This is a genomic window from Aeromonas encheleia (assembly GCF_900637545.1).
GTDB lineage: Bacteria > Pseudomonadota > Gammaproteobacteria > Enterobacterales > Aeromonadaceae > Aeromonas > Aeromonas encheleia.
Genome location: NZ_LR134376.1, coordinates 2,622,930 through 2,638,703, shown reverse-complemented (window position 1 = coordinate 2,638,703; position 15,774 = coordinate 2,622,930). Strand labels below are relative to the sequence as shown.

Below are 15,774 nucleotides of genomic sequence, written 5' to 3'. Positions count from 1 at the left end.
CTCCTGTTGTGATCAGCCAGAATGGCCTGCTTGTGGGGGCTTGCATCAGGCGCTCCCTCTGCTGACGAGCCGATGGGGGAGCAGGCGGCCGGTCAGCGGGGTGTCGGGAGCATTCAAGCGCTGCAGCAGCAGGCGGGCGGCCTCGGCACCGAGCTCGTCCATGGGTTGCGCCATGGTGGTGAGTGGCGGATTGAGCTGGGCGCTCATGGCGATGTCATCGAAGCCCATGATGGCGATGTCGTCCGGGATGCGCAGCCCCGCCTCTTGCAGGCTGTGCATCAGGCCGATGGCCAGCGCATCGGCGACGGCGAAGATGGCAGTCGGACGGTGCGGGCAACGGAGCAGTTGCTTTGCCGCCTCGGCCCCGGCCAGGAAGCTGAAGCTGGTGACCCGGATGTTCCACTCCTCCGCCAGGGTCAGTCCGGCCTCTGCCAGGGCCTGGCGGACCCCGGCCTCGCGCTGGCGGGCGTAGAGGTAGGCGGGATCCGCGCCTATCAGCGCGATGCGGCTGTGGCCCCGGCTCAGCAGATAGCGGATCGCCTCCGCCGCCGCCGCCTGGTTATCTATGCCCACGTAGGGAACCGGCATGGCGGGGTCAAACTCACAGCAGGCGACCCAGGGCAGCGCGTTGATCTCCTGGCTCAGCCCCAGTTGGATGGAGTCGGGATCCAGACAGATGGCGCCGTCGGCTCTGTGGGTGCGCAGCAGCTCGAAGGCCGAGCGCTCCCGGCCCGGATCGGCGCCGGTGTCGCACAGCAGCACGAAGTAGCCGTGCTGGCGGGCCACTCTGTCTATGCCGCGCACTATCTCGATGTAGAAGGGGTTGCTGAGGTCGGGCACCATGATGAGCAGCAGCCAGCTTCTGGCGGTGCGCAGGCTGTTGGCCAGCTGATTGACCCGGTAGCCGAGTTCCTCGACGGCGAGGTTGACCTTGGCCTTGGTCTTGCCGGTGACGCCCTCCTGATGGTTCAGCACCCTGGAGACGGTGGCGACCGACACCCCGGCCCGGGCCGCCACGGCGGCCATGGAGATGGGGTTGACGGGGGCGGTGGTGCGGCTCATTCCAGCTTCCTGTGTTTAAAATGTAATCGATTACATTTTTAGGTGAGACAGGGAGAGTTCGCAAGGCTGAAGCAACAAAAAAATAACAAATAGATATCGCATTGATATTATGCGTATTTTTAATAAAGGTTTTGCGGTGTTGGAGGGGCTGGGCGCGGGCCGCGGATAAAAAAAGCCCGTCATATCAATGACGGGCTTTTGCACTAGGTACCCCGGAGATGCCGTTGCCGGTTTGGGCCCTTGAACCGTGAGTTCAAGGCGGAGATCTAAACTGACCGCAGGCTTCTCGGTCGGGCCGAGCATGCGCAATAGTCAGAAGATAGAACTCCTGTTGGGTATGATTATCGGCTCGGGGACTTGAACCGGCTGACGCACATCCCAGGGAATTTTAAAACGGGTCGCGTTTAGGGCTGCAGGCCCTGCTCGCTGGAATCACCATATTGTCCGTGCTCGATCAAGGCAGCTTCGATGGTGCGCTGCAGCATCTTGATCCGCTTGTCCATGGTCTCAGAATATTGGTGGTTCTTGTCTTTTTCAAGGCAGAGCTCATGACAGAAGTTGAGCGCCGCCATGATGGCAAGCTGTTCATTGCTGGAGACCTTGGAGCGTTGACGCAGCTCGATAAGCTTGTCACTCAGCTGGTCGGCGGCCTGGCGCAGGGCATCCTGCTGTCCCAGGGGACAGGATACCTTGTAGGGACGTCCCAAGATGACGATTTCTACGGCCTCTATGCTCATGCCTTCCTCAATACGGCGGGGCTGATTTCCGCCTTTATCCACGTGGACAACTGGGCGGGACTATATAGCGCAGATACAGAAGTTTCAAGGCCTTGCTGGCCCTGGAAGGGGGAGAATGCTAGGATCCTTGCCATAAATTTTGCATATTTGCCTGAACTTTGAGCGGATCTTCGATGAGCAAAACGAACCCCCCGAAATACGCGGTCGTGGCCGACCTGATGGAACAGCACGAGCTGATGGCTACGGCTGTCGAGGCCCATGGCGTGATCTGTGGCCTGGTCTGCGGTGGCGTGGCACTGGATGACAAGAGCTGGTTGCCCCCCTTCAACGATCTGGTCAACGACGGTTTCGGTCTGCCGGCACCGGTGCGCCAGCTGATGACCGATCTCTATCACGAGGTGATCGAGAGCCTGATGGCCCAGAAAGGGGTCGAGCTGCTGTTGCCAAGCGACGAGGAGCCGCTCGATGAGCGTATCGACGCCCTGGTGGACTGGTCCCAGGCCTTCCTTGCCGGTTTCGGCGTGGTGCAGCAGGAGCTGTCCAAGGCCTCGGAAGAGCTGCAGGAGATGATCCAGGACATCGCCAGCATCACCCAGGTCTCTGCCGAGTTCGATCAGGAGGATGACGAGAACGAAGCCTCCTTCCTGGTGCTCTACGAGCACGTGCGTCTCGGGGTCATGATGACCTTCGAAGAGTTCGGCAAGCGCCCAGATGCCCCGAACACGCCGCCGACCCTGCACTGATCCCCGTGACTGTGCCCGTCATTGCATGAAAAGAGCGCCGAAGGGCGCTCTTTGTGTATGGGAGCGTTGTATTGGGGGCGGCCAATCCTGGCAGCGGATTGCCCGGCTAAGCGATGGCCCAGAATCGGTTTTTGCCCGTGGCTTCGCATCCTGCCCCCCGGCTTTGTGATAGCATGAGCCCATGTTTTAGCTGCTTCCCCTCATCTCATGTCTCAATCCTCTCTGGTTCACGTCGATGTGGCTATCGTCGGCGGTGGTATGAGTGGCGCCGTGCTGGCGCTCTCCCTCGCGGCCCTGCGCGGGCCGACCGGTGCGCCCCTGCAGATCCTGCTGCTGGAGGCGAGCGCCCCCGAACTCAATGCCCATCCCGGCTTCGATGCCCGTGCCATCGCCCTCTCGGCCGGTACCTGCGAGGCGCTTGAGCGCCACGGTCTCTGGTCCCGCTTCGCCCCTCACTGCGCCCCCATCACCGACATCCACGTCTCGGACAGGGGTCATCCCGGCCAGGCCAGGCTGTCGGCGGCGGAGTACGGACTGCCCGCGCTCGGTCAGGTGATCGAGTTGTCGGCGGCGGGCATCGAGCTGCAGCGGGGGATCGCCGCCTGCCCCCATATCCGGATGTGCTGCCCGGCCCAGCTCTCGGCCATTGAGCCGCTCGAGGAGGGGGTGGTCCTGACCCTGGCGAGCGGTGAGCGCTACCAGAGCCGGTTGCTGGTGGCGGCCGACGGGGGCAACTCCTTCGTGCGCCAGCACTTCAAGCTGGCGGTGACCCGCCACGACTACGAGCAGAGCGCCATCATCGCCACCGTCAGGACGGCGCAAGATCCGGCTGGCCGGGCGTTCGAACGTTTCACCGAGGGGGGGCCGCTGGCGCTGCTGCCGATGCAGGACGGGCTCTCCTCCCTGGTGTGGAGTGTCGCCCGAGCCGAGGCGGATGCACTGATGGCGCTGGATGACGCCGCCTTCCTGACCCGCCTGCAGCAGGCCTTTGGCTGGCGGCTCGGGCGCTTCGAGCGCAGCGGCCAGCGCCACCTCTATCCGCTGGTGTTGACCGCCGCCGACTACCCGCTGGCCCAGCGCACCGTGCTGGTGGGCAATGCCGCCCATCTGCTGCACCCCATCGCCGGCCAGGGCTTCAACCTCGGCATGCGCGATCTGGACTTGCTCACCCAGGCGGTGGCCCAGGCGCTGGCGGCCGGGGAAGAGATCGGCAGCTTCGGGGTGCTGAGCCGCTACTGGCGGCGGCGCCAGGAGGATCAGGCCCACACCATCTGGCTGACCTCGTCCCTGGCCCAGCTCTTCTCCAATGGCCACGCACCCCTGGTGGCGGGCCGCAATCTGGCGCTCTCCCTGATGGGACTGCTGCCCTGCCTCAAGGCACCGCTGGCAGCCCAGACGCTGGGGTTCGTCAGCCAGACGGCGACAAGGTGAGGGATGCGTCGAGCGTCCGACCGGCAGGCCAGACCTGCCCCGGTTTATGTTCCCGGTGGCCCGGTGCGGCCGGGTATGAAAGGAAATAGATGATGCAAATGCAGACGGTGGATGTGGTGATCGTGGGTGGTGGCATGGTGGGCCTTGGGCTCGCCGCCGCGCTCAGGGAGAGTGCGCTCAAGGTGGTGGTGGTGGAGGGGCAACTGCCCGATCCCGCGCTCGGGGACGCGCCGGACAACAGGGTCAGCGCCCTGAGCCTCGCCAGCCAGCAGATACTGCAAGGAGTCGGTGCCTGGGCCGGGATCGCGGCGCGGCGCCTGCAGCCGTACGACAGGATGCAGGTGTGGGAGCAAGACAGCTTCGGCCATATCGATTTTGATGCTGCCAGTCTGCGCCAACCGGCACTCGGCCACATCGTCGAGAACAGGGTCATCCAGCTGGCGCTGCTGGATGCCATTGCGGGGGCGAGCAACATCAGCCTGCTCACCCCGGCCCGGGCCGCCAGCCTGCAGAGCAGCCCGGCGGGTTCAGTGCTGCTGCTGGACGACGGCCGCGCCCTCTCGGCCAAACTGGTGGTGGCCGCCGACGGGGCCCACTCCTGGGTGCGCCGCCAGGCCGACATCCCGCTCACCAGCTGGGATTACGGCCACCACGCTCTGGTAGCGACGGTACGCACCCAGGAGCCCCATGAGGCGGTGGCGCGCCAGATCTTCACCCCGGATGGCCCGCTCGCCTTCCTGCCCCTGTGGCAGCCAGATCTCTGCTCCATCGTCTGGTCGGTGCCCGCCGCCCGCGCCGAGGCGCTGTGTGCCCTGGACGACGAAGGGTTCAATCGCCAGCTGACCGCCGCCTTTGATGGGCGGCTGGGACTGTGCAAGGTGGAGGGGGCCCGCAGCGCCATCCCGCTCACCGCCCGCTATGCCCGCGATTTTGCCCGCGAACGGCTGGTGCTGGTGGGGGATGCGGCCCACACCATACATCCGCTGGCGGGGCAGGGGGTCAACCTGGGCCTGCTGGATGCGGCGGCCCTGGCCGAGCAACTGCTGCGCAGCCACAGCGCGGGGGCGGACATCGGCCTGCTGGCCAACCTGCGCGGCTACGAGCGTTGGCGCAAGAGCGAGGCCGCCCGCATGCTGGCGGCGATGGAGGGGCTCAAGCGGCTGTTCAGCGGCAACCATCCGCTCAAGAAGCTGATGCGCGGGGTGGGGCTGCGGGCGGTCGATGGGCTGACGCCGCTCAAGCAAGGGGTGATCCGGGCCGCCATGGGGCTGGACGGTGAGTTGCCCGCCCTGGCCAAGGGGAAAAATTTGCCGACCCGGCTGAAGTAGGAGGGTGATCCGGGCCGCGATGGGACTGGACGGCGAGCCGCTGGCGCCGACCAAGGGTGAAAAAATCTAATATTACTCGGGGTTTTTAACAACAAAACTAATCTGACGAGGCTGATTGCCCCTGCGGGGCGTCAGCCTTTAATGTTGGCGCCAGGCGAAACGTTTTTCTGCAAATTGTGACGTAACGGTAAAAATCAACATTAAATCTCGTAAATGTCGGTCATGTACTGTTTTTATCACTGTTTTTACCTTAGTGTCTGGTGTCAGTTTGCCGTGAGCGGATTAGTTTTTTTTGAGCGGCGCCCTAGCGCTCTTGTCATATAATCCGCTCCGTTCAAGGAATCACTCTTGCCCGCAAGGGCGGGAACGAGCACAGACCTTGTGATCCTGTCTCCCTTCCTGATGTTCAAGCGAGATGGGACGGATTGCGAGTGTTGTCGCTAACGCTTAAGGAAACACAGCGATGATCCAGACTACTGTACTGCATCCCAAACACCTGGAAGCTGGCGCCAAGATGGTGGACTTCCACGGTTGGGAAATGCCCATCAACTACGGCTCCCAGCTGGAAGAGCACCACGCGGTGCGCACCGATGCGGGCATGTTCGATGTCTCCCACATGACCATCGTCGACCTGACCGGCGAGCGGGTCAAAGCCTTCCTGCAACACCTGCTGGCCAACGACGTGGCCAAGCTCACCGTCCCCGGCAAGGCCCTCTACAGCGGCATGCTCAATCCGGACGGTGGCGTCATCGATGACCTCATCACCTACTACCTGACCGATACCTTCTACCGCCTGGTGGTGAACTCCGCCACCCGCGACAAGGATCTGGCCTGGATCCGCCACCACGCCATCGATTTTGCCGTGAGCGTGACCGAGCGCCCCGAGCTCGCCATGATCGCGGTGCAGGGCCCGCAGGCCAAGGCCAAGGCAGCCAAAGTATTCAGCGCCGAGCAAAACGCCGCCGTCGCCGGCATGAAGCCCTTCTTCGGCGTGCAGGCGGGGGATCTGTTCATCGCCACCACCGGCTACACCGGGGAAGATGGCTACGAGATCGTGGTGCCCGAGCCGCAGGCCTGTGCCCTGTGGCAGGCGCTGCTGGATAACGGCGTGGCCCCTTGCGGCCTGGGTGCCCGTGACACCCTGCGTCTGGAAGCCGGCATGAACCTCTACGGCCAGGACATGGACGAGAGCATCAGCCCGCTCGCCGCCAACATGGCCTGGACCCTGGCCTGGGAGCCTGCCGATCGCCAGTTCATCGGCCGCGCCGCGCTGGAGGCCCAGAAGGCCGCCGGTACCCAGCCCAAGCTGGTGGGCCTGGTGATGGAAGAGAAAGGGGTGCTGCGTGCCGGCATGCCGATCACCTTCACCAGCGCCAGCGGTGAGTCTCGCGAAGGTGTGATCACCTCCGGCTCTTTCTCCCCCACCCTGGGCTACAGTATTGCCCTGGCGCGGGTGCCCCGTGACATCGGCGCCGAGGCCCAGGTGGAGATCCGCAAGAAGCTGGTCACCGTCAAAGTCACCAAGCCGGCCTTCGTCCGTAACGGCCAGCCCCTGGTGTAATTATCCATCGCGGCGAAGGGGTGCCCCTTCGCCGAACCATTTTTGTTGAAGCGATCCAAGAGCATAAAGGAAGCACAAATGAGCCATATCCCGAGCGAACTGAAATATGCCACCTCCCACGAGTGGGTCCGTGTTGAAGCCAACGGTGAGGCCGTGGTCGGTATCACCGAACACGCCCAGGATCTGCTGGGAGACATGGTGTTTGTCGATCTGCCGGAAGTGGGCAAGCAAATTGGCGCCGGTGAAGACTGCGCCGTGGCCGAGTCGGTGAAAGCCGCCTCCGACATCTACAGCCCGGTGAGCGGCGAGATCATCGCCATCAACGAAGAGCTGGAAGGCAGCCCCGAGCTGGTCAACTCCGACCCCTACGGCGCCGGCTGGCTGTTCCGCATCAAGCTGGATGACGCCGCTGAGCTGGCCAACCTGCTGGATGCCGAAGGCTACCAGAACGTGGTAGACGAAGAGTAAGACTGTCGGGCCCTGCAATGATTTGCAGGGCTTTTTTGTATGACAGCCCACCGGCGTCCGTCGCTAGGTGGACGGGGTGAAGTCGCCCGCGCCAATCAGCTTGTCACCCGCATCAGGGGGTGAGCCGGCGCCAGCATCGCGACCCCCCGCCGATGCTCCCGCAGCATCCGGTGCCGCCCGCGCCAGAAGAGTGCCCGCGGTACCCAGAACATGAGTGGAGTCGGCCCATGCCGGCTATCAGGAACATCTATCAGGAATAGGGAAATGACCCAGTCACTGTTTGAACTCGAGCAAAAAACCGATTTCATCCGCCGTCACATCGGCCCGGGTGAGGAAGAACTGCGTGCCCTGCTGGCCGAAGTGGGTGCCGAGAGCCTGGACGATCTGATCGAACAGACGGTCCCCGCCGCCATCCGCCGCCTGGGCCCGCTCGGCATCGGTGCCCCCATGACCGAGGTCGAGGCGCTGGCCAAGCTCAAGGGCTACGCCGTCCAGAACCAGATCGCCAAGAGCTACATCGGCATGGGTTATCACGACACCCACGTACCCCACGTCATCCTGCGCAACGTGCTGGAAAACCCGGGCTGGTACACCGCCTATACCCCCTATCAGCCGGAGCTGGCCCAGGGCCGTCTCGAGGCGCTGCTCAACTTCCAGCAGCTCACCCTGGATCTGACCGGCATGGATCTGGCCAGCGCCTCCCTGCTGGATGAGGCCACCGCCGCCGCCGAAGCCATGGCGCTCGCCAAGCGCATGGCCAAGTCCAAATCCAACCTCTTCTTCGTGGCCGACGATGTTCACCCCCAGGTGATCGACGTGGTCAAGGAGCGCGCGGTGCACTTCGGCTTCGACGTGAGCGTCGGCCCGGCTGCCCAGGCGGTGAGCGAGGAGGTGTTCGGTGCCATGTTCCAGTTCCCGGGTACCACCGGGAATGTGACCGATCTGCGCGCCCTGATTGCCGCGGTCCAGGCCCAGAAGGGGCTGGCTTGCGTCGGTGCCGACATGCTCTCCCTGCTGCTGCTGAAATCTCCCGGTGAACTGGGCGCCGACGTGGTGTTCGGCTCCGCTCAGCGCTTCGGCGTGCCCATGGGCTACGGCGGCCCCCACGCGGCGTTTTTCGCCACCCGCGACGCCTACAAGCGCTCCATGCCGGGCCGCATCATCGGCGTCTCCAAGGATGCCCGTGGCAAATCTGCCCTGCGCATGGCGATGCAGACCCGTGAACAGCATATCCGCCGCGAGAAGGCGAACTCCAACATCTGTACCGCCCAGGTGCTGCTGGCCAACATGGCGAGCTTCTACGCCGTCTACCACGGCCCGGTGGGGCTCAAGACCATCGCCTCCCGGGTGCACCGTCTGACCAGCATCCTGGCGCTGGGGCTCAAGGCCAAGGGGCTGAGCCTCAAGCACGACAGCTGGTTCGATACCATCACTGTGCTGACAGCCGACAAGGCAGCCCTGATCGCCAAGGCAGAGGCCCTGCACATCAACCTGCGGGCCGATCTGGATGGCGCCGTCGGGGTTTCCCTGTCCGAGACCAGCACCCGTGGCGACGTGGCCGAGCTGTTTGAGCTCTTCCTGGGCCAAGGGCACGGGCTGGATGTCGAGGCACTGGATGCCAAGGCCCAGGCTCATCAGGCCATCCCGCAGGATCTGCTGCGCAGCGATGCGGTGCTGACCCACGAGGTGTTCAACAAGTACCACTCCGAGACCGAGATGTTGCGCTACATCCACCGTCTCGAGGCCAAAGACCTGGCCCTCAACTACGCCATGATCTCCCTGGGCTCCTGCACCATGAAGCTCAACGCCACCGCCGAGATGATCCCGGTGACCTGGCCCGAGTTTGGCAAGCTGCACCCCTTCGCCCCGCTGGCCCAGACCAAGGGCTACCAGCTGCTGCTGGCAGATCTCGAAGACTGGCTGGTGAAGGTGACCGGTTACGACGCCGTCTGCATGCAGCCGAACTCCGGCGCCCAGGGCGAATACGCGGGCCTGCTGGCCATCAAGAAGTACCACGAGTCCCGCGGCGAAGGGCATCGCGATGTCTGCCTGATCCCGGCCTCCGCCCACGGTACCAACCCGGCGTCCGCCCAGATGGCGGGCCTCAAGGTCATAGTCACCGCCTGCGACAAGTTCGGCAACGTGGATCTCGACGACCTGCGTGCCAAGGCCGCCGAGGTGGGGGATCAGCTCTCCTGCCTGATGGTGACCTACCCCTCCACCCACGGGGTGTACGAGGAGACCATCAAGGAGGTGTGCGACATCGTGCACCAGCACGGTGGTCAGGTGTACTTGGATGGCGCCAATATGAACGCGCAAGTTGGCTTGACGGCGCCGGGCTTCATCGGTGCGGACGTCTCCCACCTCAACCTGCACAAGACCTTCGCCATTCCCCATGGCGGCGGCGGCCCTGGCATGGGCCCCATCGGCGTCAAACAACACCTGGCCCCGTTCGTGGCCGGCCATGCGGTGGTCAAGACCGACAAGGAGAGCCGCAACAACGGCGCCGTGTCGGCGGCCCCGTTCGGTTCGGCCAGCATCCTGCCCATCAGCTGGATGTACATCGCCATGCTGGGGGACGAGGGGCTGAAAAAATCCACTCAGGTGGCCATCCTCAACGCCAACTACCTGGCCAAGAAGCTGGGGGAATCCTTCCCCGTGCTCTATACCGGTCGTAACAACCGCGTCGCCCACGAGTGCATCCTGGATATTCGTCCGCTCAAGGAAGCCTCCGGCATCAGCGAGATGGACGTGGCCAAGCGGCTGATGGACTACGGCTTCCACGCGCCGACCATGAGCTTCCCGGTGGCGGGCACCCTGATGGTAGAGCCGACCGAATCCGAATCCAAGCGCGAGCTGGATCGCTTCGTCGAGGCCATGACCCGTATCCGTGCCGAGATCGCCAAGGTGCAGGACGGCCACTGGAGCCTGACCGACAACCCGTTGGTCAACGCACCCCACACCCAGGATGACGTGATGGACGAGCAGTGGGCGCGCGGTTACAGCCGCGCCGAGGCGGTCTTCCCCTCCGACGCCGTGCGCGCCGCCAAGCTGTGGCCCTCGGTCAACCGCATCGACGACGTCTATGGCGATCGCAACCTGTTCTGCTCCTGTATCCCCACCGAGGATTACGCCAAGTAATCACGGCCATTTAAGTTGGAAACTCAAGGACCCTGCATTGGCAGGGTCTTTTTTATTCTCGTCCATAAAATATGCAATTAAATTACAAAACAGATCAGATTTGATCTTTTTAGAGCGATTCATGGGTGCTCGCGGTCATTAAAATTGGAAACGATAAAACCCTGTATCAGCAGACTTTATCGGGTCTGGGATTGCGATACATCAATCGTCCTTTGGCAGCAACCGAGATAGGCCCACTTGGGCCGGTAGTTCCCCGATGACCTCAATCTCCCAACCCGTCATATTGGCACGACACATGTGATAGTAGTGCGCGATGTTGGCCTGCGCTTGCAAGGCGTGACGGGCTTTATCCAGGGCCTCTGTTGCATTGATGCCAATGCGGCTCAGCAATAGCTCAACGCGGGTTTCCAGTTGCCTGCATTCATGGGGGGAGAGCACCCCAGCCATCACCTTTGACGCCACGTAAAGACGGGCGTCGTCTTGCGAAATTGGCTTCAAGACACCGCGAGCATACTCGTTGGCAAGCGTGACCTCTTGGGCCATGTATTTGTGCATGAGATGACCCTCTTCGAGGCGCATGATCACCTCGTTGACGTTGTAGTGACTGTGCTCCTCCAGATAATCACGCACCAGGAGCTTGTGGGCCAGCGCGAGTACATCAGCCAGCTCGATAGCGTTAGTGAGCCGAAGGCGCAATTCGGTTGCGCTGGCCAATTTGCCCATCGCGGCAGAAAGCAGACGACCACGTTGCGCCTGACCGGGGGATTCATCGCGACCGATAACGCCCGTAGGCAGGAATTGATCGGCTAGGTCGCGGCTGACGGTGACGCGAATGCGGCTATTTTCTACGGTGAGGGTTTGATGCGTCATGTTACTGCTCCTGAGGCTTCTCGATGACCCGCCTGTTGTACGGTGGCCCGTTGAATATTTAGCAAATACGATAGAGCTGAAAACGGATTTATATGGCATTTATTGCCAAATTAGTTCCCCAAAAGGAACCTTGACGGTGTTACTCGTCATTTCTATTATGTTCCATATATGGAACTTAACGGCATAAAAAGGCTCCAGTGTCCCGATAATGGAACATAACATGAACATCTCCAATAGCGATCCTGTCGATGCTATCACCCAAGAGCTGGGGGTGAGATTGCAGCGGGTACGGTTGAATCTCAATATCACTCAGGCAGCACTTGCAACACTGGCAGGTGTGACTCGCAAGAAAGTGATCCACGCCGAGACAGGCAATGCCGATCTAGTCACCGTCGTCAGATTGATGCGAGCAATGAATATTGCCGACCAGCTTGATAGCTTCCTGCCCCCAGTGCCCGTCTCACCACTTCAACTTGCCAAGTTAGCAGGAAAAAAACGGCGGAGAGCGTCCGGTACACCCGACACACAAAGTAAAAAAGTGGTCAGCGAATGGTAATCGAGTTCATCAATATCCATTCATATACAGGATCTTTAGCTCACCGGATTTATCTGGAACTGGCACTCAACTTGCGGATAAAGCCCAGGAAACGGCTGGTACGTGCCAAACCGGCGGCGTTGGCGGTCCAATAGTTGCTGGTCGATGGACTTCATGCATGACCAACTGTCTGATGGCCGCTCGGTTGCATATTCCGGCCGTAAATGAACACCTATTCCGGACTGCTCTGGACACGTACTCTGGAGCCAAATGAACGGTCATGATTCGACCTGTGGGCATGATAACTGCCGTGCCGTGCCGTGCCGTGCCGTGCTGTGCTGTGCTTGGCTGCTGGCTTGTTCGGCGAGTCGAAAAGATGCCTCCCCTCAAAGCTCAGCTTCTGCTCGAGTACTCCCTGTCGGCATCCTTTCCGGAAATGGTGTACACAGATTCCGGAATCGCTGTTCAACTTGGCCGGAATACGCATCGGTACGGTTGTTCAATGTGATAGACGACTTCAACCGTGAGGCGTTATGCATCGAAGTGGATTTTTCGCTGCCCGCCTCGCAGGTGAAGCCACCTGCAATAGTCACCTATTTTTGTAATTAAGTTACATGAACGCTATCAGGTCAAACGGAGATTGGTTTCCAACTTCAATGCCTTATTTGCTTGTGGTACAGGTGGAGGTTCGCTTTTGAGTTTCCAACTTAAATGTCACATTGGGTATCGATAACTTATTGAATTTTTTGACCTGCCTGTTTCCAACTTAAATGGTCGTGATCAGGTGGTGATGATCACGGCCATTTAAGTTGGAAATCGTGACATTGAAGTTGGAAACTAGAGGACCCTGCATTGGCAGGGTCTTTTTTATTCGTATTCTGGCGGCGTTGGTGGTGGCCCGGTCTCGGCCTTGATCAACAAGGCCGCGGCATGTTCATCGCTCGCAATAAAACTCCCCTGAGGACTCTCAATCCACCCAGCCGGACATCCATCGAGACTGCGCTCTGTGGTTGCACCAGGCCACCGAGTTCTGGCAGCGCCATCCATCCCGTGGTGATTGGAGACTCAATAACCGGCTGCACTACAATGCGAAAGGGGAACAAACATCAGCAGGGCGGTATCCAGGGATGAAAAAAACGATGTTGGCACCGTTGTTGGCGGTGTTGCTGGTAACCGGTTGCCCCGATCGGCAAGCGGAGCCGACAACAGACAAGCAAGAGAAAGCCAGCGTGAAGGCCCCGGCAGGCGATGTTGTCGCTCTGGCTCAGCAGGGTGATGCCAAGGCGCAATTTAACCTGGGCCTGATGTATGCCACGGGCGAAGAGGTGCCGCAGGACTTCAAGCAGGCGCTTGCCTGGTACCGCAAGGCCGCCGAGCAGGGGGATGCCGGGGCGCAATACAACCTCGGCCTGATGTATTACCGCGGTCAAGGGGGGTCACAGGACTACAAGCAGGCCGCGGCCTGGTATCGCAAGGCCGCCGAACAAGGGGATGTCCAGGCGCAATTTAACCTGGGCCTGATGCATGCTACCGGCCAAGGGGTGCCAGAGGATTTCAAGCAGGCATTCACCTGGAGTAGTAAAGCCGCCGATCAGGGGGATGCCAAGGCGCAAAGCAGCCTGGGCCTGATGTATGCCACCGGCCAAGGGGTGTCTCAGGACGACAAGCAGGCGTTCGCCTGGTATCGCAAAGCCGCCGAGCAGGGGGAGGCCAATGCGCAATTCAACCTGGGCGTGATGTATGACCACGGCAAAGGGGTGCCACAGGACGACCAGCAGGCGCTCGCCTGGTACCGCAAAGCCGCCGAGCAGGGGGATGCCGGGGCGCAATACAACCTGGGACTGATGTATTACCGCGGCCAGGGGGTAGCACAGGACTTCAAGCAGGCCGCTGCCTGGTATCGCAAGGCAGCCGAGCAAGGGGATACCCATGCGCAATTTAACCTGGGGGTAATGTATTACAACGGCGAAGGGGTGCCACAGGACTTCAAGCAGGCGCTCGCCTGGATCAGCAAAGCCGCCGAACAGGGGTATGCCATGGCGCAGAACAACCTGGGGGTGATGAATTACCGCGGCCAAAGGGTGCCACAGGACTTCCTGCAGGCGTTAGCCTGGTATCGTAAAGCCGCCGAGCAGGGATATGCCAAAGCGCAGTTCAATCTGGGCGTGATGTATGAACGGGGTGAAGGGGTGCCACAGGACGACCAGCAGGCGCTCGTCTGGTACCGTAAGGCCGCCGAGCAGGGGGATGCCGATGCGCAAAACAATGTGGGCCTGATGTATTACCACGGCGATGGGGTACCACAGGACTTCAAGCAGGCGCTCGCCTGGTATCACAAGGCCGCCGAGCAGGGTGAGGTCAATGCGCAAACCAGTCTGGGGGTGATGTATGAACACGGGCAGGGGGTACCAAAAGATGACCAGCAGGCGGTCGCCTGGTACCGCAAGGCCGCCGAGCAGGGGTATGCCGGGGCGCAAACCAGCCTGGGGGTGATGTATTACCGCGGCGATGGGGTGCCAAAGGACTTCAAGCAGGCCGCGGCCTGGTACCGCAAGGCCGCCGAACAGGGGTATGCCGGGGCGCAAACCAGCCTGGGGATGATGTATGCCAGCGGCCAAGGGGTGCCGAAGGATGTCAAACAGGCATATGCCTGGTTCTCGGTTGCCGCGGCCAACGGCAGTGGCAAGGCGGCTGAGTGGCGCGACGCTGTGGCCAAGGAATTGCCCCCCGCCGCACTGGCAGCGGCGCAGGCACTGGCCGGTCGCTATTTTGAGCAGTATCCATCCAAGCCGTAACGAGCTGGCGCGCAAGCTGGAAGAGGTACCCCTGGGGCTATTCACGGCGCCCGACTATATCGAGCGCATGGGCATGCCTTCTTCGTTGGCGGAATTAAAAACCCATCGCTGTATTCTGTTTTTGATCCCCAGCACCGGCCGCGCGCTCCCCTGGCAATTGTGCGAGGGGGGCGTGGATGTGGATTGGATGCCGGAGGCCGCGCTGGAGGTCACAGATGATCCCCTCGGTGTCGTGTCGCTGGCAGAGAGCGGGCTGGGTATTTGTCAGGCTTATGATTTCATCGTCGCCGAGCGGATTGCGCGCGGCACTCTGGTGGAAATCATGCCGGAACTGCGCGGGCGCCTGCGCGTTTTTTCGCTGTTCTATGCCTCCATAAAACCCTGACCGCGGCGGCCAAGGCCTTTATCGAGGTGATGTTGTCTGACTAAAGGTTTGTGGTACGGTGCCTGATATGGCATTTGATAGGCAATCAGTTTCCCACTTGAACCAGCCGTTTTATCCCCAGTAAAAGCCCCGCCAGTTGGCGAGGGCTTTGTTTTTATACGAGATGCGTCCTGAGGCGATAATAATCTCAGCCGCGGCGCGCCGCCTCTATGGTCGCGATGTCGATCTTTCTCATCTGCATCATCGCCTCGAACGCGCGCCTGGCGGCGGCGGGGTCGGGATCGGTGATCGCCTGCAACAGCGCGACCGGGGTGATCTGCCAGGAGATGCCCCACTTGTCCTGGCACCAGCCGCACTCGCTCTCCTGGCCGCCGTGGTCGATGATGGCGTGCCAGTAGTGATCCGTTTCGGCTTGGGTCTGGGTGGCGACCTGAAACGAGAACGCCCAGTTGTGCCTGACCCCGGGTCCGCCATTGAGCCCGAGGCAGGGGATCCCCATCACCCTGAACTCGACCGTCAGCACATCCCCTTGCTTGCCAGACGGAAAGTCGCAAGGCGCATGGTAGACGGCACCGAAGGAGGAGTCGGGAAAGGTGCTGGCGTAGAACTGCGCCGCCTCCTCTGCGTCGCCGTCATACCAGAGGCAAATGGTGTTCTTTGCGGGGGTATTCATGTCATTTCTCCATCCTGATAGGCCGTCCTGCGCCGCCACAAGGGA

General features: G+C 61.5%; 13 protein-coding genes, 1 other RNA gene and 1 pseudogene. 10 read left to right on the top strand and 5 right to left on the bottom strand.

Annotation, left to right across the window (positions count from 1 at the left end):
* Positions 1–45: 45 nt before the first annotated feature.
* The 3 genes from EL255_RS12205 to zapA form a co-directional block, all read right to left on the bottom strand.
* Positions 46–1,062 carry a LacI family DNA-binding transcriptional regulator gene (locus tag EL255_RS12205; RefSeq protein WP_042652433.1) on the bottom strand — a complete coding sequence of 339 codons (1,017 nt, stop codon included), beginning with the start codon at positions 1,060–1,062 and terminating at the stop codon, positions 46–48.
* Between the two features lie 205 nt (positions 1,063–1,267).
* A non-coding RNA gene (gene ssrS, locus EL255_RS12200) (6S RNA) lies at positions 1,268–1,450 on the bottom strand.
* Positions 1,451–1,466: 16 nt separating this feature from the next.
* Positions 1,467–1,799 carry a cell division protein ZapA gene (gene zapA / locus EL255_RS12195; RefSeq protein ID WP_042652432.1) on the bottom strand — a complete coding sequence of 111 codons (333 nt, stop codon included), beginning with the start codon at positions 1,797–1,799 and terminating at the stop codon, positions 1,467–1,469.
* Positions 1,800–1,972: 173 nt separating this feature from the next.
* On the opposite strand from zapA, the gene EL255_RS12190 reads away from it, so the two are divergent.
* The 6 genes from EL255_RS12190 (at position 1,973) to gcvP (ending at position 10,471) form a co-directional block, all read left to right on the top strand.
* A complete protein-coding gene (locus EL255_RS12190; protein WP_042652431.1) occupies positions 1,973–2,542 on the top strand; it encodes a UPF0149 family protein in 570 nt (189 codons plus the stop codon).
* Between the two features lie 207 nt (positions 2,543–2,749).
* Positions 2,750–3,973 carry a 2-octaprenyl-6-methoxyphenyl hydroxylase gene (gene ubiH / locus EL255_RS12185; protein WP_042652430.1) on the top strand — a complete coding sequence of 408 codons (1,224 nt, stop codon included), beginning with the start codon at positions 2,750–2,752 and terminating at the stop codon, positions 3,971–3,973.
* Positions 3,974–4,065: 92 nt separating this feature from the next.
* A complete protein-coding gene (locus EL255_RS12180) occupies positions 4,066–5,301 on the top strand; it encodes an FAD-dependent 2-octaprenylphenol hydroxylase (protein WP_042652429.1) in 1,236 nt (411 codons plus the stop codon).
* Positions 5,302–5,764: 463 nt separating this feature from the next.
* Positions 5,765–6,862 carry a glycine cleavage system aminomethyltransferase GcvT gene (gcvT, locus tag EL255_RS12175; RefSeq protein WP_042652428.1) on the top strand — a complete coding sequence of 366 codons (1,098 nt, stop codon included), beginning with the start codon at positions 5,765–5,767 and terminating at the stop codon, positions 6,860–6,862.
* A gap of 78 nt (positions 6,863–6,940) precedes the next feature.
* Complete coding sequence (gcvH, locus tag EL255_RS12170) at positions 6,941–7,330, top strand: glycine cleavage system protein GcvH (protein WP_042652427.1); 390 nt, start codon at positions 6,941–6,943, stop codon at positions 7,328–7,330.
* Positions 7,331–7,594: 264 nt separating this feature from the next.
* A complete protein-coding gene (gene gcvP / locus EL255_RS12165; RefSeq protein ID WP_042652426.1) occupies positions 7,595–10,471 on the top strand; it encodes an aminomethyl-transferring glycine dehydrogenase in 2,877 nt (958 codons plus the stop codon).
* Between the two features lie 201 nt (positions 10,472–10,672).
* Here the strand turns inward: gcvP and EL255_RS12160 are convergent, their stop codons facing one another.
* Positions 10,673–11,341 (bottom strand): hypothetical protein, encoded by a 669-nt coding sequence (locus EL255_RS12160; protein WP_042652425.1) that lies wholly within the window; start codon positions 11,339–11,341, stop codon positions 10,673–10,675.
* A gap of 220 nt (positions 11,342–11,561) precedes the next feature.
* On the opposite strand from EL255_RS12160, the gene EL255_RS12155 reads away from it, so the two are divergent.
* The 4 genes and pseudogenes from EL255_RS12155 (at position 11,562) to EL255_RS12135 (ending at position 15,056) form a co-directional block, all read left to right on the top strand.
* Positions 11,562–11,897, top strand: coding sequence for a helix-turn-helix transcriptional regulator (locus EL255_RS12155; RefSeq protein WP_042652424.1), 336 nt, complete (start codon positions 11,562–11,564; stop codon positions 11,895–11,897).
* Positions 11,898–11,938: 41 nt separating this feature from the next.
* Positions 11,939–12,080, top strand: a pseudogene (locus tag EL255_RS12150) (IS3 family transposase); the annotation flags it as partial.
* A gap of 935 nt (positions 12,081–13,015) precedes the next feature.
* Positions 13,016–14,671, top strand: a complete 1,656-nt coding sequence (locus tag EL255_RS12140) for an SEL1-like repeat protein (RefSeq protein WP_052445684.1) — start codon at positions 13,016–13,018, stop codon at positions 14,669–14,671.
* Positions 14,646–15,056, top strand: a complete 411-nt coding sequence (locus tag EL255_RS12135) for a LysR substrate-binding domain-containing protein (RefSeq protein WP_052445683.1) — start codon at positions 14,646–14,648, stop codon at positions 15,054–15,056. Before EL255_RS12140 ends, EL255_RS12135 begins: the two co-directional genes overlap by 26 nt.
* Before the next feature lie 187 nt (positions 15,057–15,243).
* Here the strand turns inward: EL255_RS12135 and EL255_RS12130 are convergent, their stop codons facing one another.
* A complete protein-coding gene (locus tag EL255_RS12130) occupies positions 15,244–15,729 on the bottom strand; it encodes a VOC family protein (protein ID WP_042652423.1) in 486 nt (161 codons plus the stop codon).
* Between the last annotated feature and the right edge of the window lie 45 nt (positions 15,730–15,774).